This window comes from Pseudomonas sp. LARHCG127 (assembly GCF_052871455.1).
On sequence record NZ_JBIXJT010000008.1, the window covers coordinates 186,334 to 206,941 of the forward strand.

Here is a 20,608-nt window from a genome sequence, read left to right on the forward strand (position 1 = left end):
AGCGGGCTTGCTCGCGAAAGCGGTGGGTCAGCTTGCATCGATGCTGAACATGCCGCCCTCTTCGCGAGCAAGCCCGCTCCCACAGGGTTATGCGGAGGATTGCTAAATCTCGCACACAAAAAAGGCCTGCAATCGCAGGCCTTTTTTTGTGCTCCGAACGCCCTACGGCTTATGCGCCCGCGCCAGGAATTCGTGGGATTGCATTTCCAACAAGCGACTCAGGGTCCGCTGGAATTCGAAGGTCAGGCGACCGCCGGTGTAGAGATCCTTGAGTTCGACTTCAGCCGAAATGATCAGCTTCACGTTACGGTCGTAGAACTCGTCGACCATGTTGATGAAGCGACGGGCGATGTCGTCGGTGGTGACGCTCATCTGCTCGACATTACTCAGCAACACGGCGTGGAAGATCTTGCCCAGTTCGATGTAATCGTTCTGGCTGCGCGGGCCGTCGCACAGTTCGCGGAAGTCGAACCAGGCGACGTCGTCGCAGGTGCGAATGGCGCGGATCTTGCGATTTTCGATGATCAGTTCGTCGTTTTCGACCGCTTGGGTGCATTCCGGTGTCAGGGCGCGGAAGCTCTTGCGCAGGCTTTCTTCGGCGGCGGCATCCAACGGGAAGTGGAACAGTTCCGCTTGTTCGAGGTGGCGCAGGCGGTAGTCGACGCCGCTGTCGACGTTGACGATTTCGGTGTGTTCCTTGATCAGCGCGATGGCCGGCAGGAAACGCGCCCGTTGCAGGCCATCCTTGTACAGGCCGTCCGGCACGATGTTCGAGGTGGCGACCAGGGTCACGCCGTTCTTGAACAGTTCTTCCATCAAGGTGCCGAGGATCATCGCGTCGGTGATATCGGAAACGAAAAACTCATCGAAGCAGATCACCCGGGTCTCGTCGGAAAAACGCTTGGCGATGATGGTCAGCGGGTTCTTTTCGCCACCCAGGGTCTTCATTTCCTCGTGCACGCGCTTCATGAAGCGATGGAAGTGCGTCCGTGTCTTTTCCTTGAACGGCAGCGCTTCGAAGAAGGTATCCACCAGGTAGGTCTTGCCACGGCCAACGCCGCCCCAGAAGTACAGGCCCTTGACGGGCGCCTGGTCTTTTTTGCCGAACAGTTTGCCCAACAGGCCCGGCTTGTTCTTCGATGCCGCGACCAGGTCGTCGTACAGGCGCTGCAAATGCCGCACCGCCGTTTCCTGGGCTGCGTCGTGGAAGAACTCCGGGCGTTTCAGATCAGCTTGATATCGTTCTAGGGGCGTCATATTCGTTAGCAAGGCAACAAAAACGGGCCGTCACTGTAGCGATGGCCCGGAAGAATGGCAATCGGCCCTTATTCGGGCCGATGGTCGGGTGACGCGCCGGATCAGTCCTGGGCAGGCGTCAGGGCAATGCGCAAGGCATCAATGGCCGCGTCCCGGGCGGCACTGTCGGTGAACGCTGGGCTATTCGCCACGCATTCGCCTTCGAGCCAGACGCTGAAACTCAGCTCGTCGCTGCGTACGTCCAGGGGTTGGCCGGCCTGCAATTGCTTGGTTACCTGCCCTGCGGTCTTGCCGTCGGCAAAATTGTTCGAGAGCAACAGTTGCTCACCCTCGGCGGAAAGCAGGCGGAAACGGAAACTGCCGTCCTCCTCGCGGAAGCTGACGAAACGTGCCGCCTTGGCCGCTTTCTTTTTGGTCTGGGTGGCCACCTGGACCTGGCTGACGAAGGACCGCAAGCCAACGGCCTCGCGCAGTTCATTGAGGAACGGCGTTGCCACGGCCCGGGCCTTGCTCGCGCCCAGTTGCAGGATGTCTTCGAGGTCCGATGGACGCTCGATGAACTGGTGATAACGTTCGCGGGCCTCACCCAGCTCGCTGTCGAGCAACTGGAACAGGCGGTTCTTCGCTTCGCCCCAACCCAGGCCCTGCAACAGTTCGCTGCGGAACTCGGCGGACTGCTCGGCAGTGGCGAAAGCCTGGAACAGGGTGAACAGGTGCGAATTGTCCGGATCCTTGGCTTCGCCCGGGGCGCGGGAGTCGGTGACGATCCGCGAGATCGCGTCCTTCATGTCCTTGGCGCTGCTGAACAGCGGAATGGTGTTGTCGTAGCTCTTGGACATCTTGCGGCCATCGAGGCCCGGCAATGTGGCGACGCTTTCTTCGATCAGCGCCTCGGGCATGGTGAAGAACTCCTTGCCCTGGCCGAACAGATGATTGAAGCGCTGGCCGATGTCCCGGGCCATCTCCACGTGCTGGATCTGGTCGCGGCCGACCGGCACCTTGTGGGCGTTGAACATCAGGATGTCGGCGGCCATGAGGATCGGGTAGCTGTAGAGGCCCATGGTGACGCCGGCGTCCGGGTCTTCGCCGGTCTCGACGTTCTTGTCCACCGAGGCCTTGTAGGCGTGGGCGCGGTTGAGCAGGCCCTTGGCGGCGACGCAGGTCAGCAGCCAGGTCAGCTCCGGGATCTCGGGAATGTCGGACTGGCGATAGAACGTTACGCGGTCCACGTCCAGGCCGCCGGCCAGCCAGGTGGCGGCGATTTCCAGGCGCGAACGCTGGATACGCAGCGGGTCATCGCACTTGATCAGGGCGTGATAGTCGGCCAGGAAGTAGAACGAATCGGCGTTGCTGTCGCGGCTGGCGAGGATCGCCGGACGGATGGCGCCGGCATAGTTGCCCAGGTGCGGGGTGCCGGTGGTGGTGATGCCGGTCAGGATACGGGTACGCGTCGTCATGGGTTATCGCTTGTCAGACTGCTGTCAATTCGAGAGGCGCGGCAGGATCAGATCCTTGAGATCAGTCAGCTTGCCATGAAAAAAGTGTCCGCATTCTGCCACTTTCAGCAGCTCATGGGGACGTTGGAGCGTGTCGGACCATGCGTAGACCAGCTGCGGATCGACCACTTCGTCGGTTTCCGGCTGGATCACGGTCAATTCGCCACCGGTCGGCAAGGGCGACTGCTCATCCAGGCGCATCACCGCCGGGGCCACCATGAACAAGTGCTTGACCGGTTGTCCCTGGGCTTCCAGGCGCCCACCCAGGCTGGCGGCGACGAATCCGCCGAAGGAAAAGCCGAACAGGGTCAGGGGCAATTGCGGGTATTGTTCCCGCAGCCATTGGGCGACCGCCTGGGCGTCGTCCACTTCACCAGTGCCCATGTCATGAGTGCCGGCACTGGCGCCCACGCCACGATAATTGAAACGCAACGTAACCAGCCCGGCATCCCGGGCGGTGCGTTGCAGGGTCGAGACCACTTTGTTGAGCATGGTCCCGCCCTGCACCGGGTTCGGGTGGCAGATCAGCGCCAGGCCACGGGGGGCCTCGTTGTCCAGGTACAAGGCTTCCAGTTGGCCCACGGGGCCATCGATGACTACAGGGGTTTCGCGCATAAGCAAGGGAAAGAACTCCGTGACCCCGAATGGGGTCGACTCGTCTAGCTAAAAGTCTGTGCCTGGCATGATTGCGATGTTCTTCGCGGTATACAGCGCAGGTCCGAGCCGTTAACGTAAAGCAAAGCCGTTTATAGAGGAAGGACTCGTGGAACACTCGCTCTTAGTTTGGTTGTTGCCGACTCTTGCCCTGGTTGCCGGTGTCGCCATTGGATTCCTGCTTGCCCGACTGCTGCCCAACGCGGTGCCCAACAGCACCCAACGTCAGCTGGACGACATCCAGGAACGTTTCGACAGTTATCAGAATGAAGTGGTTACCCACTTCAACAGCACCGCCTCTCTGGTGAAAAAACTCACCCAGAGCTACCAGGAAGTCCAGGATCATCTGTCCGAGGGTGCCAATCGCCTGGCCCTGGACGAGCAGACTCGCCAGCGCCTGCTGGCTGCCCTGCAAGCCGATGCGGCACAGACGCCACGGGAACGCCTGACCCCACCCAAAGGGATCCAGGAACCGCCACGGGACTACGCGCCAAAGGCCCCGAATTCGCCCGGCATGCTCGATGAGCATTACGGTTTGAAGAAGTAATTTCCAAGCGACACCAAAAAGCCCGCCCGATCCCATGATCGGGCGGGCTTTTTATCGGTTCCTATTCCCTATTTCAATTTGATCCCCCGTGGCGAGGGAGCTTGCTCCCGCTGGGCTGCGAAGCAGCCCTATAGCAGCGAACTCGATTTTCCTGACACACCGAGTTGCCTGGTTTTGGGGCCGCTTCGCGGCCCAGCGGGAGCAAGCTCCCTCGCCACAGGGATCGGTGTCCTGAGGCATCTCAGTTAAGCCAACACCTCACCCGCCACCTGGTCGATGGCCCCTTTGGTGATGTCGACGATCAGGTCCGCATCTTCGCGGGTCAGGATCAGCGGTGGGGCGAAGCCCAGGATGTCGCCGTGGGGCATGGCGCGGGCGATCATGCCGCGCTCCAGGCAGGCAGCCGAGACCTTCGGGCCGACTTTAAGTGCCGGGTCGAACGCCGTGCGCTGTTCACGATCGGCCATGAACTCCACTGCGGCCAGCATGCCGTCGCCGCGCACCTCCCCCACCAGCGGATGACCTTCCAGCGTTTCACGCAACCGACGGTTCAAGTAGCCCCCAACATTCTCGGCGTTGGCCGTGAGGTTTTCCCGTTCGAGGATGTCGAGGTTGGCCAACGCCGCCGCCGCGCAGATCGGATGCCCGGAATACGTCCAGCCATGGCCCATGGCGCCTTCGGCCTGGGAGGCCTTTTCAATCACGCTCCAGACCTTCTCGCCGATGATCACCGCCGACAACGGTGCATAAGCACTGGTCAGGCCTTTGGCGGTGGTGATCAGGTCCGGCTTCATGCCGTAGCGCTGGCTGCCCATCTTCGACCCCAGGCGACCAAACGCGCAGACCACCTCGTCGGCAATCAACAGCACGTCGTACTTCTTCAACACGGCCTGGATCGCATCCCAGTAACCGACAGGCGGGACAATGATGCCGCCGGTGCCCATCAGCGGTTCACCGATGAACGCCGCGACGGTGTCCGGGCCTTCGGCGAGAATCATCTTCTCCAGCTCATCGGCGCAATAGCTCACGAATGCCGCTTCGTCCATGCCCACCGGGGCCTTGCGATACCAGTGCGGGCACACGGTGTGCTTGACCCCTTCCACCGGAAGATCGAAATGCTGGTGGAAGGTCGCCAGCCCCGTCAGGCTGCCGGTCATGATGCCCGAACCATGGTAGCCACGGTCCCGCGAGATGATCTTTTTCTTCAGCGGCCGGCCCAGCACGTTGTTGTAGTAGCGCACCAATTTGACTTGGGTCTCGTTGGCATCGGAGCCGGACAATCCGTAGTAGACCTTCTTCATCCCTTCCGGCGCCCAGTCCATGATGCGACTGGACAGCTCAATGATCGCCTCGCTCGAGTGGCCGACGTAGGTGTGGTAGTAGGCCAGTTCCTTGGCCTGCTTATAGATGGCGTCAGCCACCTCCGTGCGGCCGTAGCCGATGTTCACGCAGTAGAGGCCGGCGAAGGCGTCGATGAACTCACGGCCCTCATGGTCGCGAATGCGAACGCCTGACGCACTCTTGATGATCCGTCCCTTGAGCGCGCCGCTGGCATGGTCATGGGCGTGGGTCGAGGGGTGCATGAAATGCGCACGGTCTTGTTCGAATAGCGTATTGAGTTCTTGGCTCATGCGGACTCTCCTGGGAACTGGCCTTGATGGTGCAGGCAAAAATATTTGGTTTCGACAAAGGGCTCGAAGCCCTCGCTGCCACCCTCACGACCGAGGCCGGAGGCTTTCATGCCACCGAAGGGGATCGGGTGGCCGGTGAACTTGACGCCGTTGACCGCGACCATGGCGTGGTCGAGACGGCGGATCAGCGGATAAATGACATCCAGGCGGTTCGAACAAATATAGGCCGCCAGTCCGTATTCGGTGTCGTTGGCCATTTCGATGGCTTCGTCCAGGGTGTCGAACGGCATCACCCCGGCAATGGGCGCGAAGTTTTCTTCACGGTAGATGCGCATCTGCGGCGTGACATCGGCCAGCACGGTCGGTTGATAGAACAACCCGCCCAAGGCATGGGCCTCGCCCCCCACCAGGCGCTGAGCGCCCAGCGCCAGGGCATCGGTGACACGATCAGCGGTCGCATCGAACGCCGCCTGGTGCATCAACGGCCCGACATCCACGTCCTGTTCCTGTTGACCGACCATGGCCGGCCCGACGCGCAAGCCACGCACCGCCGCGGCGAAACGACTGAGGAACGCTGGGTACACCGAGCGTTGCACCATGATTCGGTTGGCCGCGCAGCAATCCTGGCCCGAGGTCTGGAACTTCGCTTCCACAGCGACTTTCACTGCCAGCGTCAGGTCGGCATCGGCGCAGACAATGAACGGCGCGTTGCCGCCCAGTTCCAGTGCGACTTTCTTCACGTCATGGGCCGCCGCTTGCAGCACCAGTTTGCCGACCCGGGTCGAGCCAGTGAAACTCACCGAGCGTACACGACGGTCCTTGACCAGGGTTTCCATGGCCATTTGCGGCTCGCCCAAGACCACGTTGAAGACTCCGGCGGGAAAGCCCGCTTCCTCGGCCAATTGCGCCAGGGCCAACGCTGAGTACGGCGTTTCGTGGGCGGGCTTGATCACCACCGTGCAGCCGGCAGCCAGGGCCGCGGCGGCCTTGCGGGTAATCATCGCCGAAGGGAAATTCCACGGTGTGAGCAGCGCGCAGACGCCCACCGGCTCCTTGATGGTGCCCAGGTGCGCATTCGGGATATGGCTGGGGATGTTCTGGCCGTAAAGGCGCCGGGCTTCCTCGGCGAACCAAGGGATGAAGCTGGCGGCATAGGCGATTTCGCCACGGGACTCGGCCAACGGTTTGCCCTGTTCCAGGCTGAGGATGTGTGCGAGGTCTTCGCTGTGTTCGGTGATCAACGCTGCCCAGCGCCGCAGGATCGCGCCGCGCGTCTCCAGGCTCTGCCCGCGCCACGCCGGGAAGGCACGATGCGCTGCGTCCACCGCCGCGACGATCTGCGGCTGATCGAGCATCGGCACATGGCCAATGACCGTACGGGTAGCAGGGTTCTGCACCGCGATGCTTTGGCCACTGTCGCTGTGGACCCAATGGCCATCGATGTAGCAAAGCGCTTTGAACAGCAGCGGATGTTGATAAGGCATGACGTTCACTCCAGACCGTTTGCGTGAATCCATGCTAGGGCAGCGATGCTTGGGTTTTCGGGTGTTTGCGCAGGGCCAGACCTTGGTTTTTTTCTGGAAAAGACCTGCTGGAACGTGTTTTCTGCGGTGCTCAGGAAGCTGGCGCCAACTCCGCCGGCAACGCGCCAACGGTCTTGATGGTCTTGGTGACGATGTAGGTGAAGTAGCGTTCGATGCCGAGGTCTTCGATCAGCAGTTGGTCGACAAAACGCTGGTAGGCATCGACGTCCGGGGCCTGGATCATCGCCAGGTAATCCACACCGCCACCGGTGGCGTAACAGAATGCCACTTCCGGCGCGGTGATCATGCGTTGCTCGAAACGGCGCATGTCCTGGGCGGTGTGTCGGGCCAGGGTGATCTCCACCAGCACCTGCTGGCGCTTGAACACCGCGCCCCAATCGATCTGCGCCCGGTAACCGATGATCAAGCCCGCCGCTTCCAGCTTGCGCACCCGCTCCCAGGCCGGCGTCACCGACAGGTTGATGGCCTCGGCCAGGCTCGACTTGGTGATGCGCCCGTCCTCGGCGAGGATCTGCAGGATCTTGAGGTCGTAGCGATCGAGCTTGTGCATGGGGCCGGGCTCTCCAGACAAATCAGAAAATCACACCGCCCTGTGGGGGCATAAATCTACAGTCACCGCAAACCCCTGTGGGAGCGAGCTTGCTCGCGAAGGCGTCGGCACATCCAACATCACCGACTCAGGCAGACCGCTATCGCGAGCAAGCTCGCTCCCACAGGGGATTTTGTGGCTGGCTGTTATCAAGCCAACACATCCGCAATCACCACCAACGTATCGCCACACTGCACCAGCCCGGGAAAGTGCCGGGCCGCTAGGAGGCCGCTGCGGGCGGCGCGGTATTCGACCGGGGCGACGCCGCTGCGGGTGGTGTCATGGATACGCGCCACCACCTCACCCCGGGTGACGTTTTCACCAAGATCACGACACATCTCCAGCAAGCCGTTGTGTTCGCTGGCGATGAAACAACTGGCATCCGGCATGTCGAGCACCAACGACGGCTGCAACTCGATCGTGCCCCTTAGGATGCCGGCGTGGATCAGCAGGTTGCGCACCCCACGCTCGGCAATCGCCACGCTGCGGGCAGTCGACGAACCGCCGCCGCCCAGTTCGGTGGTGACGAACACCTTGCCCTGGGATTCGGCCGCCGTGTCGTACATCGCCCCGGCGTCCAGCTCCAACATGCGCATGCAATATGGCGCGTTGAACGCCAGCATCCCGGCCTCGCAGCGGGCCTGTTGCTGTTTGTCCGGCAAGACGTGGCAGGCGGCGAACGGCAGGAAATCCAGGGTCCGGCCACCGGAGTGAATGTCCAGGACAATGTCTGCCAACGGCAACAACGTGCGATTGAAATAGTCGGCGATTTTCTCGGTAACGGAGCCGTCCGGCCGGCCGGGAAAACTGCGGTTCAGGTTGCCCTTGTCGATGGGTGAAGTGCGGCGCCCGCCATGGAACGCCGGGGTATTCATGAACGGCACGATGATCACTCGCCCGCTGACGTCCTCGGCGGTCAACTGCTGGGCCAGTTTGCTCAAGGCCACCGGGCCTTCGTATTCATCACCGTGGTTGCCACCGCTGAGCAGCGCCGTCGGGCCGCTGCCGCGCTGGATGACGGTGATGGGGATCATCACTGCGCCCCAGGCCGAATCGTCCCGCGAATACGGCAGCTTGAGAAAGCCGTGCTGCACGCCCTCGCGGCTGAAGTCGACCGTGGCGCTGATGGGATTGTTGGGCACGTCAGGCATGGCTCAATCCTTCACAAACAGTTGACGAGGCACGTTGCACAGCGTCTCGACGCCGTTTTCGGTGATCAAAATGCTCTCGGTGATTTCCAAGCCCCAATCGTCCATCCACAGCCCCGGCATGAAGTGGAAGGTCATGCCCGGTTGCAACACGCTGTTGTCGCCAGGGCGCAGGCTCATGGTGCGCTCGCCCCAATCCGGCGGATAACTGATGCCGATGGGGTAGCCGCAACGGCTGTCCTTGTGGATGCCGAACTTCTCCAGCACCTTGAAAAACGCCACGGCAATGTCGCCGGTGGTGTTGCCCGGCTTGGCCGCGTCCAGGCCGGCGGCGATGCCCTCGACCACGGCTTTTTCGCCGTCGAGGAAATGTCGGGGCGGCTTGCCCAGGTAAATCGTCCGCGACAGCGGGCAGTGGTAACGCTTGTAGCAACCGGCGATTTCAAAAAAGGTCCCGGCGCCCCGTTCGAACGGCGAATCGTCCCAGGTCAGGTGCGGTGCGCTGGCGTCGGCGCCGGTGGGCAACAGCGGCACGATGGCCGGGTAGTCGCCGCCATGACCATCGGCACCGAGGATGCCGCTGCTGTAGATCTCGGCCACCAGTTCGTTCTTGCGCATGCCCGGTTCGATCCGTTCGAGGATCCGGCTGTGCATGTTCTCGACGATGCGCGCGGCGATGCGCATGTAGGCGATTTCCTGGGGCGACTTCACGGCCCGCTGCCAGTTCACCAGGCCCACCGCGTCTACCAGCGTCGCCTCGGGCAAGTGCTTTTGCAGCGACAGGTACGCGGCGGCGCTGAAGTAATAGTTGTCCATCTCCACGCCAATGCTCAGCGCGCCCCAGCCACGGGCGATGATCACCTCCCGGGACAGGTAGTCCATGGGATGGCGCTCGCGGGACTGCACGTAGATGTCCGGGTAGCCGACGATGTTGTCGGCCTGCATGAACACCGTGCGCTTGGCACCGTTGGCATCCTGGCCGCGACCGAACCACACGGGCTCGCCCTCCAGCGCCAGCAGCACGCACTGGTGCACATAGAACGACCAACCGTCATAGCCGGTGAGCCAAGCCATGTTCGACGGATCGGTGACCAGCAGCAGCTCCAGGCCCTGGGCCTGCATGGCCGCGCGAACCTTCGCCAGGCGCTGGGCGTATTCCTCCCGTTTAAACGGAAGATTGACGACGATCTCTGACATCCACCTGCCCTCTGTTCAATTACTCATGAAGAAAATGATCTAGCGACCGAACGCAAAGCCCTTGCCCGCCGCCCTTGCCCGCTCGAACGCCAGGTTGGCGATGGCGGTGTCCTGGGCGCCGGTGCCGGTCAGGTCGCAAAGCGTCACTTGCGCCGCATCGGAGCGCCCCTGCCGTTGCCCTGCCAATACTCGTCCCAACTCCAGAAGCGCCAGGTCATCGTGTACGGTGCCGGCCGCCAGGGCGTGGTGCAGTTCGCCGAGTACGCGGGTCTGGCTCAGGCGATCGGCGACATAGCAGTCGACGGCCGCGAGGGCTTGCGGGGAAATTTCGTTCTTGTGCTCCGCGTCCGAACCCATCGCCGTGATGTGCAGGCCGGGATGCAGATGGCGAGCTTGGATCAACGGTTCGCGACTGGGGGTGCAGGTGATGGCGATGTCCACGGCCTCCAGGGCAGCATCAATGGAGACGCATGGCGTGACGGCGAGCCCTGTGTCGCGAGCGAGCCCGGCGCTGAACGCCTTGGCCTTTTGTACATCACGCGCCCAGACCCGCACCTCGTCGATGGGCCGCACCAGGCGCAGCGCCTGAAGCTGCAACGCCGCCTGTTCGCCGGCACCGATCAGCGCGACGCTGCGACTGTCCTCGCGAGACAGGCACCGCGCCGCCACGGCACCGGCGGCGGCGGTGCGCACGGCGGTGAGGTAACCGTTGTCCAGCAACAGCGCCTCCAGCAAACCGGTGCGTGCCGAGAGCAGCATCATCATGCCGTTAAGGCTGGGCAGGCCAAGCTTGGGGTTATCGAAAAAACCCGGGCTGACCTTGATGGCGAAGCGTTCCAGGCCCGGCAGGTAAGCGGTCTTCACATCCACTTCGCCGTTGTGCTCGGGGATGTCCAATCGCAGGATCGGCGGCATCGCCACGGCGGCGGTGGCCAACAGCACGAAAGCCTGCTCGATGGCGTCGATGCTGGCCAGGTCGAGGGCCACGCAACTGCGCAGGTCAGCCTCGCTCAATAGGGTGACTTCACTCATGGCAGGGCTCCGTTAACGGTTATCAGGCATTGGCGCCAGCGATCACGCGGGCATGTTGTTCGGTGTCGACGTTGCGCCCGCTGACCACCAGGACGATGGGGCCGCGCGGCTCGACCAGGCCGTCGAGCAGCGCCGCGATGCCCACCACGGCGGCGCCTTCGAGCACCAGGCGTTCGTGGTGATAGGCGTGGCGGACGGCGTTGGCGATGGAGGCTTCCGAGAGCAGGTGCAAGTCATCACGCAGTTGCCGCGTCATGACGAAGGTGTAGCGGTTGTCCAGGCCGATGCCGCCACCGAGGGAGTCGGCCAGGGTCGGCAACTCTTCGATGTCCACCGGTTGTCCGGCGGCTAGGCTGGCGTGCATCGCCGCGCCTCGGGCCATGCTGATGCCGTGGACCTGGATCGCGGGATTGGCACTTTTGAGGGACAGGGCGACACCGGCGAACAGACCGCCACCGGATAACGGCACCAGGACCTGGGCCACGTCCGGCTGCTGCTCGAGGATCTCCAGGCCGAGGGTGCCCTGGCCGGCGATGATCGCCGGGTGATCAAAGGGCGGCAGGAAGGTTGCGCCCTGCTCTCGGGCGATGCGCTCGGCTTCGCGTTGGGCGTCGTCCTGGGACTGGCCGACGATGCACACCTCGGCGCCCAAATCGCGAATCGCCTGTATCTTGTTGGCCGGTACCAGGTTCGACAGGCAGACAATCGCCCGGACGCCCTGCTGCGAGGCCGCGTGAGCGAGCGCCCGGCCATGATTACCGGTCGACGCGGTGACCACGCCCTGGGCCTTCTGCTCCGAACTGAGTTGCGCGACGGCATTGCTCGCCCCGCGCAGCTTGAAGCTGCCGGTGATTTGCAGGGCTTCCAGCTTGAGGTATACGGGCACGCCGATCCGGCGCGACAGGCTCGGGGAGTGCTCCATGGGCGTGCGCCGCACCAGCGACTCAATGCGCTGGCGGGCGAGGTAAATGTCCTGAAGCTGCAACCCTGTCATGACTGCGTCCCGAGCGGATGTGTTGGGCGCAGTCTAAGAGGGCTGGATTGTGGTGATGAATGTACTAGGGCAATTTACTTTGCATTCAGTGTCGGCTGAAAGATCGACAAATTCAGCATGACCCACCTATCCCTGGGGCGAGGGAGCTTGCTCCCGCTGGGCTGCGCAGCAGCCCCAAATCCATTCAACCAGATGTATCTGCAGACAGTTAACTGTTTTTACGACTGCTTCGCAGCCGAGCGGGAGCAAGCTCCCTCGCCACAAAGGCACATGCAACTTTGGAGAAAGCCCACTGCTTGCCTATCAAAAATCATGAATCTGCGGATACTGGTTGAAGATCTCGCGCATGCCGATCAGCGCATGGCGCATTTCTTCATCGCTGCATTCGGCGCCGACACACACTCGCACCGCGCGCGGTCGAGGAGTGCCGCGTACGGTGAACGGGTCGGGGGAAGTGACCGCGATGTGCTTGTGGCGCAGCGCCCGCACCAGGCTGTCCACTTCCCAGTGAGGCGGGATGCCGATCCAGGCGTTCAAGGCATGAGGATGCTGGGCCAACACATGCTCGCCCATGTATTCGGTGACCATCGCCTGGCGCCCAGCCAACAGTTGGCGCTGCAACTGCACCAGCGACTCGGCGCGGCCATCGCGGATCCAGCGGGTGGCGATCTCCGAGACCATCGGCGTGGCCATCCAGCTGTTGACCCGCAGGATGCTCTCGGTACGCAACGCCAAGCGCTTGGGCACCACCAGGTAACCGATGCGCAAACCCGTGAGCACCGACTTGGTCATGCTCGTGCAGTAGAACGACAGTTCCGGCAGGTAATGACTGATGGGCGGCGCGCGGCGTTCGTCCAGCAGCGGACCGTACACATCATCCTCGATAACGTGCACACCGAAGCGCCGGGCGATCTCGGCGATTTCCCGGCGCCGGGCGTCGGGCATCAGGCTGGTGGTGGGGTTGTTCAGGTTCGGTGTGCACACCAGCGCCGTGATGCGCTCGTTGCTGCACATGTCTTCGAAATGTTCGGGGTCGATGCCATGGCGATCCATCTCCAGGCCCTTGAGGGTGAAGCCCAACACCTGGGAATTGCCGATCACGCCGTGGTCGGTCAAACCTTCGCAGAGCACCACATCGTCGGGGCCCGCCAGGGAAGCGAGCGCCAGGAAAATCCCATGGGCCGCGCCGTTGGTGATCAGCACATCGTTACGGTCGACTTTCAGCCCTTGCCGGCCAATCCACTGCGTCGCCGCTTCGCGATGGGATTCGAAACCGGCGATGGGCCGAAACGCGTGAATCCACGGCTGATCCTCTTCAATGCTCAGCGCCGCGCAGGTATCCCGCCAGGCCTGGTCATGCTCGCGAGTATGGAGGATGCGAGTGATGGAAAAATCCACCAGCGCCCGCTCGGGGCTGTCGAGTATGTAGGTGGCGACCCGGTCGCTCATGCGCCGCGAAACAAAACTGCCGCGCCCTACTTCGCAACGGACCAGCCCTTGGCGCTCCAACTCCTTGTAGGCGTTGGTGACGGTCTGCACGCTGATGCCCATGGCGTCGGCCACCTGCCGCTGCGGCGGCAGGCGCTGGTCGTTGGCCAAGGCGCCCTGTTCGATATCGTCGGCAATGGCCTGCACCAGGATCTTGTATTTGGACTCACCGCTGCGGGCGAGGTCCAAGGCTGACTTCCACTTATCCATGACAACTGCAACCGGCGTGTGTAGGGGTGCGCACAGCATTGCGCGGCCCTCGCGGCAAAGCAATTGTCCTAGTGCAATACAATCAATGCCGGGGCTTTTGTATGCTCGGTCCAAGGTCGTCACCCAGGCGGGCTTATCGCCCCGACAAAAAGCCGGATCGACCTGTACCGGCGCCGTTCCCGATTCCAGGCCACGCCCGGATCCGCCGCTGTACGCTTTGCTCTTGTCACACTGCCTCCTACCACAGAGCCGTCAAACGACGGATCCACAAGAAACAGGAGATTTTATCGATGAGCAATTTTCTTCCCAGCACCCATGCGCCCTTGCGTCGGCTCTTGTTGACCTGTGCCGCACTGGGCCTGGCCGGCAGCGTTCAAGCGGCCACCTTGGATACCGTCAAAAGCAACAGCAGCATCCGGATCGGCTACGCCAACGAGACCCCATTCGCCTTCACCGAAACCGACGGCACCGTCACCGGTGAGTCGCCGGAGATCGCCAAGATCATTTTCGCCAGGATGGGCATCAAGCAGGTCAATGGCGTGCTCACCGAATGGGGCTCGCTGATCCCTGGCCTGCGGGCAGGTCGCTTCGATGTAATTGCCGCCGGCATGTACATCACCCCGTCGCGCTGCAAGCAAGTGTTGTTCACCGATCCGCAGTATCAATTGCCCGACGCGTTGCTCGTGGCCAAGGGCAACCCGAAAAAACTCCACAGCTATGAAGACATCGCCAAGCAACCGGACGTGAAGCTGGCCATCATGGCCGGCACGGTGAACCTGGCCTATGCCCGCGACTCCGGGGTCAAGGACGATCAGATCCTCCAGGTCCCCGACACCACCGCGCAATTGCAAGCCGTGCGCGCCGGTCGCGCCGACGCGGCCGTCGGCACCCAACTGACCATGAAGGGCCTGGCCAGCAAGGGTGGCGACAAAGTCGAGGCGATGACCGAATTCAAGGACGACCCGTCCCACATCGGCTACGGCGCCTTGGCCTTCCGCCCCGAGGACAAAGACCTGCGCGACGCGGTCAATGCCGAGCTGAAGAAGTGGCTGGGTTCGGAGGAACACCTCAAGGCCGTCGCGCCATTCGGTTTCGACAAATCCAACGTCACCAGCAAGACCGCGGCCGAGCTTTGCGCTCAGCCCTAATGGCACGCCGAAACGGGCATGACGCGCAGGCGTGATGCCTGTTCCCTGTTTCATCGGATATCGGGTTGAACCATGGGCGAATTACTTCCGTTATTGATTCAAGGGGCCTGGGTTACGCTCCAGGTGACGTTCTTCGGCTCGCTGCTGGCGATTGTCGCGGCGGTCCTCGCGGCCCTCGGACGGCTGTCGCCGTGGCGCGCGTTGCGCTGGTTTTCCATCACCTACATCGAAGTGTTTCGTGGCACTTCGTTGCTGGTGCAATTGTTCTGGCTGTTCTTCGTGCTGCCGCTGCCGCCCTTCAATGTGGAGCTGAGCCCCTACGCCGTGGCCATCGTCGGCCTGGGCCTGCACATCGGCGCCTACGGGGCCGAAGTGATGCGCGGCGCCATCAGCTCGGTCGCCAAGGGCCAATACGAAGCCTGCACAGCGTTGAATTTCAGCGGGTTCACGCGCTTCAAGCGAATCATCTTGCCCCAGGCATTGCTGGCGGCGATTCCACCGGGCACCAACCTGTTGATCGAGTTGCTGAAGAACACCTCGCTGGTGTCGCTGATCACCTTGTCCGACCTGAGCTTCCGGGCGCGCCAGTTGGATCAGGCGACGTTCCAGACCCTGGAGGTCTTCAGCCTGGCGCTGGTGCTGTATTTCATTCTCGCCCAAGCCATCAACTTCGGTATGCGCAACGTCGAGCGACGGCTGAGCCGGGGCCGGATGCGTGGAGGTCTGTCATGACGCTGTTCGACTGGTCCTACGCCGCACTGATCCTCCCGGACCTGCTGCGCGCCTCCCTCAATACCGTGGGCATTACCCTGATCGGTTTCCTGATCGCGATCGTGCTGGGGCTGTTCCTGGCGATTGGCCGGCGCAGTCGCAAGTTCTGGCTGTCGTGGCCGGCCACGGCGGTGATCGAGTTCATCCGCAGCACGCCGTTGCTGATCCAGGTGTATTTCCTCTACTACGTGCTGCCCAACTACGGCTTGAGCCTGACGGCCATGCAAGTCGGCATCCTCGGCATCGGCCTGCACTATGCCTGCTACATCGCCGAGGTCTATCGCAGTGGCCTCGACGCGGTGCCACGGGCGCAGTGGGAAGCGGTGACGGCGTTGAACATCGCGCCGTACGACGCCTACCGCAACATCATCCTGCCCCAGGCGCTGCGACCGATCGTGCCGCCCCTGGGCAACTACCTGGTGGCAATGCTCAAGGACACGCCGGTGCTGTCGGCGATCACCGTGGTGGAAATCATGCAGCAGGCCAAGAACATCGGTTCCGAGCATTTCCGTTACCTGGAACCCATCACCCTGGTCGGCCTGTTCTTCCTCGCCCTGAGCCTCGCCTTGGCTTATCTGGTACGGCGCCTTGAAACGCGCATGGAGCTACGCTAATGACTTTACCCCTGTCCACGCCCACCGATTTGTCCCGGCGCAGCACGCTGGCGTCACAGCAGGAGGCCCCGGCCATGCAAATTCCGACACCGTCCCGGCCGATTGTGAGTTTCCAGGACGTGACCAAAAGCTACGGCAGCTTCACGGTACTCGACCATCTGAACCTGGATGTCGCGCCCGGTGAAAAAGTCGCGATCATCGGCCCCAGCGGTTCGGGCAAGTCCACGCTGCTGCGGGTGCTGATGACCCTGGAAGGCATCGACCAGGGCCAGATCCGCGTCGAGGACGACTCGCTGACCCACATGCCCAACCGCAACGGCGTACTGGTGCCGGCCAACGACCGGCACATCCGCCGGGTGCGCGGCAAGATCGGCATGGTGTTCCAGAGCTTCAATCTGTTCCCCCACATGACCGCGCTGCAGAACGTGATCGAGGCGCCGGTGCAGGTGCTGGGCATGAACCCGAAGGAAGCCCGGGAACGCGCCGCCGACCTGCTGGAACTGGTGGGGCTGGGCAACAAGCTCGACCATTACCCATCGCAACTGTCCGGCGGCCAGCAGCAGCGGGTGGCGATTGCCCGGGCGTTGGCGATGCGGCCCAAGGTGATGTTGTTTGACGAGGTGACTTCGGCGCTGGATCCGGAGTTGTGCGGCGAGGTGCTGAATGTGATCCGCAAACTGGGGGCCGAACACAACCTGACCATGCTGATGGTGACCCACCAGATGGGGTTTGCGCGAGAGTTCGCTGATCGGGTGTGCTTCTTCTACAAGGGGCAGATCCATGAACAAGGCACGCCTGCGCAGATTTTCGAGAATCCGCAGCAGGAGCGTACGTGTGCGTTCTTGAGTGCGGTGAAAGAGGCGAATTGACCCCTAATTACTCAAGTGAACACCTCCGTGGCGAGGGAGCTTGCTCCCGCTGGACCGGTCCGACGCTTCGGGCGCAGCAGGCCCAAATCAGCGAACGCGGTGTGTCAGGAGAATCAAGGCGAATGCTCTCAGGACTGCTTCGCAGCCCAGCGGGAGCAAGCTCCCTCGCCACAAAAGCCCAAACGCTAGTCGCAAAAAAAGGGGGACCCATTTCCGGGGTCCCCCTTTCATTTACCGCCCAGCGATCAAGGATACTGCTGGTAAGTCTGGCCCTGCTGCTGCGGCGCCTGGTACTGCTGCCCAGGAATGGCCTTGAGATTAACCTCGACCCGACGGTTCTGCGCGCGGCCATTGACGTCGGCGTTGCTCGCCACCGGGTTGTCCGGGCCGGCGCCACGGGCTGACAGGTTGGCACCGCTCACGCCCTGGGACGTCAGGTAGGTCGCCACGCTCTGGGCGCGGCGCTGGGACAGGTCCATGTTGTGCTGGCGGCTGCCGGTGCTGTCGGTGTAACCGACGATTTCGATCTGGTTCTGGCTGAATTCCTTGAGGGAGTTGGCCAGGTTGTTCAGCGGCTGGTAGAAACTGGAAGCGATGTTCGCCGAATCGGTAGCGAAGGTGATGTTGCCCGGCATGATCAGCTTGATCTGGTCGCCCTGGCGCTGCACTTCAACACCGGTATTGGCCATGCTCGCGCGCAGTTTCTTTTCCTGCTGGTCGGCGTAGTAGCCGTAGCCGGCCGCGGAAGCCCCCACCACCGCCGCGCCGATCAAGGCGCCCTTGCCACGGTTATCGTGACCAATGGCCGCACCGGCCAGCGCCCCCGCCAGTGCCCCGAGGCCGCCGTACTTGGCGGTTTTGCTCATGCCCGACGATTCGGTAGAGGCCTGGCCCTGGTTGTCATAGGGGTTGGGCGACGCACAGCCGGACAACAAGGCCACAGCAGTAGCGACAACAATCAAGCGACGCGAGGTGAACATGAAGATGCTCCTGGGATTTTCAGTCTGGTTGCCAAAGTGTAGGCAATCGACTCTGGCAGGCGTTGGAACGCGACAACCGTTAAAAATTCCGTCCCGCTGCGTCGCGCTTCGCCCGGCTGCCGGACAAAATCCGTCGTCCGGGCGAAGTACCCTCAACCCTGCGCCAGACAGCGGCTCACGCCCCTGACAATCATCTCCACTTCGCGCCCATCGATCGTCAGCGGCGGCAGCAGGCGAATGGTCTGGCCCCGGGTGACATTGATCAGCAGGCCGTGGTCCTGGGCAGCACGAAGGGTCAGGTCGCGGACCGGTTGCTTGAGTTCGATGCCGATCATCAAGCCTTGGCCGCGAATCGCCAATACGTTCGGGTTGTCCGCCAGTTCGGCCCGCAGCCGACCCAGCAATTGTTCGCCCTGCTGCCTGGCGTTATCCACCAGGGCTTGTTCCTCGATGATGTCCAGCACCGTGCAGCCGACCCGACAGGCCAATGGATTGCCACCGAACGTGCTGCCATGGCTGCCCGGGGTAAACAGCTCGGCGGCCTTGCCCCGTGCCAGGCAGGCACCGATGGGCACGCCGTTGCCCAGGCCTTTGGCCAGGGTCATGACGTCCGGCACGATGCCCTCGTGCTGGAACGCGAACCATTGGCCGGTACGACCGATGCCGGTCTGGATCTCGTCGAGCATCAACAGCCAGGCGCGCCGACTGCACAGCTGCCGCAAGGCCTTGAGGTAACCCGGCGGGGCGAGTTGCACACCGCTTTCGCCCTGGATCGGCTCCACCAGCACCGCGACGATGCGCTCGCCATGGGCCTGTTGAATCTGTTCCAGCGCCGCAAGATCACCGAACGGCACCTTGATGAAATCCCCCGGCAAGCGGTTGTAGCCCAGCCGCACGGACGGACCATCACTGGCGGACATAGTGCCCAAGGTGCGCCCATGGAACGCGTTGTCCATGACCACCACCAACGGCTGCTCGATGCCCTTGTGCCAGCCATAGAGGCGCGCCAGTTTCAGCGCGGTTTCGTTGGCCTCGGCGCCCGAGTTGTTGAAAAACGCTCGCTCCAGGCCGGACAGCTGGGTGAGTTTTTGCGCCAGGCGCTGCTGCCAGTCGATGCTGTACAGGTTGGACGTGTGCAACAACAGGCCGGCCTGCTCGCTAATGGCGGCCACCAGCCGCGGGTGGGAATGGCCGACATTGGTCACCGCCACGCCCGCCACCGCATCGAGGTATTCGCGGCCGTCCTGGTCCCACAGGCGCGTCCCCAAGCCGCGGGTGAAACTCAGCGCCAGGGGGTGGTAAGTGGTCATCAGGCAGGCAGCGGTCATGGCATCAAGCTCCATCGGGTGGTTTTTTCCAGTATGGTTAGCCACCCTCGATGGATAAACGCCACTTTACTTAAATCATCTATAAGCTGAGCTTGATAATGGACCTGTTCCAGGCAATGACCGTTTACGTGAAAGTGGTGGAGACCGGCAGCCTGACAGCGGCAGCCCAGGCCTGCGAAATGTCGACCACCATGGTAGGCAATCATCTTCGCGCGCTGGAGCAACGTCTCGGCGTGCGCCTGATCAATCGTACGACTCGTCGCCAGCGCCTGACTGAATTCGGCGCAGCCTACTACCAGCGTTGCCTGGAAGTGCTGGGGCTGGTGGCCGATTCCGAACGCCTGGCCGAACAGACCCAGGGCGAGCCCACCGGCACCTTGCGCATCACCGCGCCGCTGACCTTCGGCACCGAACGCCTCGCGCCGGCCCTGGCCGAATTCAGCCAGCGCTTCGCTCAGGTCAAACTCGACGTGGTACTGACCAACCAGCGCCTGGACCTGCTTGACCATGGCTTCGACGTTGCCATCCGCCTCGGCCTTCCCGACCCGAAACTGATCGTGCGTCCGCTGGTGGACTACACCCTGACCATTTGTGCCTCCCCTGCTTACCTGGCGCGCAAAGGCACGCCGCAAAAGCCCGACGATCTGCAACATCACGATTGCCTGTCGTTTGCCTATTCCGCTGGTGACGAATGGCGCTTCGCCCAGGAGCACTGGCCAATCAACGGTCCGGAAGGGGAAATCAAAGTCCCGGTGACCGGGCCGATGCTGATCAATAGCTCCTCGGGCCTGCACCGCGCCGCGTTGGCCGGCATGGGTGTGGTGATGCTGCCCGACGCGCTGGTGGCAAAGGATCTACAGGAAGGGGATCTGGTGGCGCTGCTGCAGGATTATCAACTGCCCCATCGGCCAATGAGCCTGATGTATGCCCAGGATCGCTACCGTTTGCCGAAGCTGCGCAGTTTTGTCGAGTTTGCGCTGGAGAAATGGGGTAAACCCTGATGGGCGTGCTCGATAAGTGTTGGATAAATCCCGTGGCGAGGGAGCTTGCTCCCGCTGGGGCGCGAAGCGGCCCTGCTTTGGAACTGCTACGCCAGAAGCGTCGGACCGGC

19 protein-coding genes are annotated in these 20,608 nt (G+C 62.5%); 6 read left to right on the forward strand and 13 right to left on the reverse strand.

Annotation, left to right across the window (positions count from 1 at the left end):
- Positions 1-162: 162 nt before the first annotated feature.
- The 3 genes from zapE to ACIPQ1_RS15685 form a co-directional block, all read right to left on the reverse strand.
- Positions 163-1,257, reverse strand: coding sequence for a cell division protein ZapE (gene zapE / locus ACIPQ1_RS15675; protein ID WP_411385572.1), 1,095 nt, complete (start codon positions 1,255-1,257; stop codon positions 163-165).
- Positions 1,258-1,358: 101 nt separating this feature from the next.
- A complete protein-coding gene (locus ACIPQ1_RS15680) occupies positions 1,359-2,714 on the reverse strand; it encodes a tryptophan--tRNA ligase (protein ID WP_250962894.1) in 1,356 nt (451 codons plus the stop codon).
- A gap of 24 nt (positions 2,715-2,738) precedes the next feature.
- On the reverse strand, positions 2,739-3,368 hold the full coding sequence (locus tag ACIPQ1_RS15685; RefSeq protein WP_411387553.1) for an alpha/beta hydrolase: 630 nt from the start codon (positions 3,366-3,368) through the stop codon (positions 2,739-2,741).
- Positions 3,369-3,516: 148 nt separating this feature from the next.
- Here ACIPQ1_RS15685 and ACIPQ1_RS15690 point away from each other — a divergent pair, with 148 nt between their 5' ends.
- A complete protein-coding gene (locus ACIPQ1_RS15690; RefSeq protein ID WP_181287677.1) occupies positions 3,517-3,954 on the forward strand; it encodes a YhcB family protein in 438 nt (145 codons plus the stop codon).
- A 245-nt stretch (positions 3,955-4,199) separates the two neighbouring features.
- Here the strand turns inward: ACIPQ1_RS15690 and ACIPQ1_RS15695 are convergent, their stop codons facing one another.
- From ACIPQ1_RS15695 to ehuR, 8 genes are all read right to left on the reverse strand, one after another.
- Positions 4,200-5,585, reverse strand: coding sequence for an aspartate aminotransferase family protein (locus tag ACIPQ1_RS15695; RefSeq protein WP_411385574.1), 1,386 nt, complete (start codon positions 5,583-5,585; stop codon positions 4,200-4,202).
- Positions 5,582-7,069: an NAD-dependent succinate-semialdehyde dehydrogenase gene (locus ACIPQ1_RS15700; RefSeq protein ID WP_446534408.1), complete on the reverse strand. Its 1,488-nt coding sequence runs from the start codon at positions 7,067-7,069 to the stop codon at positions 5,582-5,584. Before ACIPQ1_RS15700 ends, ACIPQ1_RS15695 begins: the two co-directional genes overlap by 4 nt.
- Positions 7,070-7,199: 130 nt before the next feature.
- Positions 7,200-7,679 (reverse strand): Lrp/AsnC family transcriptional regulator, encoded by a 480-nt coding sequence (locus tag ACIPQ1_RS15705; protein ID WP_446534409.1) that lies wholly within the window; start codon positions 7,677-7,679, stop codon positions 7,200-7,202.
- 188 nt (positions 7,680-7,867) lie between these two features.
- On the reverse strand, positions 7,868-8,869 hold the full coding sequence (gene doeB / locus ACIPQ1_RS15710; protein WP_250965168.1) for a N(2)-acetyl-L-2,4-diaminobutanoate deacetylase DoeB: 1,002 nt from the start codon (positions 8,867-8,869) through the stop codon (positions 7,868-7,870).
- 3 nt (positions 8,870-8,872) lie between these two features.
- Positions 8,873-10,063 carry an ectoine hydrolase DoeA gene (doeA, locus tag ACIPQ1_RS15715; RefSeq protein ID WP_411385578.1) on the reverse strand — a complete coding sequence of 397 codons (1,191 nt, stop codon included), beginning with the start codon at positions 10,061-10,063 and terminating at the stop codon, positions 8,873-8,875.
- 39 nt (positions 10,064-10,102) lie between these two features.
- On the reverse strand, positions 10,103-11,095 hold the full coding sequence (locus tag ACIPQ1_RS15720; protein WP_411385579.1) for a cyclodeaminase: 993 nt from the start codon (positions 11,093-11,095) through the stop codon (positions 10,103-10,105).
- Positions 11,096-11,117: 22 nt separating this feature from the next.
- A complete protein-coding gene (gene eutB, locus ACIPQ1_RS15725; protein ID WP_446534410.1) occupies positions 11,118-12,089 on the reverse strand; it encodes a hydroxyectoine utilization dehydratase EutB in 972 nt (323 codons plus the stop codon).
- Between the two features lie 303 nt (positions 12,090-12,392).
- Entirely contained in the window at positions 12,393-13,787 is a 1,395-nt protein-coding gene (gene ehuR, locus ACIPQ1_RS15730) for a MocR-like ectoine utilization transcription factor EhuR (RefSeq protein WP_446534411.1), read from the reverse strand.
- 290 nt (positions 13,788-14,077) lie between these two features.
- Between ehuR and ehuB the strand changes: the two genes are divergently transcribed.
- The 4 genes from ehuB to ehuA all read left to right on the forward strand — a co-directional run bounded on the left by ehuB (position 14,078) and on the right by ehuA (position 17,189).
- Positions 14,078-14,935, forward strand: a complete 858-nt coding sequence (gene ehuB, locus ACIPQ1_RS15735) for an ectoine/hydroxyectoine ABC transporter substrate-binding protein EhuB (protein WP_446534412.1) — start codon at positions 14,078-14,080, stop codon at positions 14,933-14,935.
- 72 nt (positions 14,936-15,007) lie between these two features.
- A complete protein-coding gene (ehuC, locus tag ACIPQ1_RS15740; protein ID WP_411385583.1) occupies positions 15,008-15,667 on the forward strand; it encodes an ectoine/hydroxyectoine ABC transporter permease subunit EhuC in 660 nt (219 codons plus the stop codon).
- Positions 15,664-16,320, forward strand: coding sequence for an ectoine/hydroxyectoine ABC transporter permease subunit EhuD (gene ehuD / locus ACIPQ1_RS15745; RefSeq protein ID WP_250965161.1), 657 nt, complete (start codon positions 15,664-15,666; stop codon positions 16,318-16,320). Before ehuC ends, ehuD begins: the two co-directional genes overlap by 4 nt.
- Complete coding sequence (gene ehuA / locus ACIPQ1_RS15750; protein WP_408003292.1) at positions 16,320-17,189, forward strand: ectoine/hydroxyectoine ABC transporter ATP-binding protein EhuA; 870 nt, start codon at positions 16,320-16,322, stop codon at positions 17,187-17,189. The genes ehuD and ehuA overlap by 1 nt, the downstream gene beginning before the upstream one ends.
- A gap of 245 nt (positions 17,190-17,434) precedes the next feature.
- On the opposite strand, the gene ACIPQ1_RS15755 is transcribed toward ehuA, so the two are convergent.
- Positions 17,435-18,169, reverse strand: a complete 735-nt coding sequence (locus ACIPQ1_RS15755; protein WP_446534413.1) for an OmpA family protein — start codon at positions 18,167-18,169, stop codon at positions 17,435-17,437.
- A 152-nt stretch (positions 18,170-18,321) separates the two neighbouring features.
- The gene (locus ACIPQ1_RS15760) at positions 18,322-19,497 is read right to left on the reverse strand and encodes an acetylornithine/succinylornithine family transaminase (protein ID WP_446534414.1); all 1,176 of its coding nucleotides are present in this window, start codon (positions 19,495-19,497) and stop codon (positions 18,322-18,324) included.
- A gap of 98 nt (positions 19,498-19,595) precedes the next feature.
- Between ACIPQ1_RS15760 and ACIPQ1_RS15765 the strand changes: the two genes are divergently transcribed.
- Positions 19,596-20,498 carry a LysR family transcriptional regulator gene (locus ACIPQ1_RS15765; RefSeq protein WP_446534415.1) on the forward strand — a complete coding sequence of 301 codons (903 nt, stop codon included), beginning with the start codon at positions 19,596-19,598 and terminating at the stop codon, positions 20,496-20,498.
- The last annotated feature ends 110 nt before the right edge of the window (positions 20,499-20,608 follow it).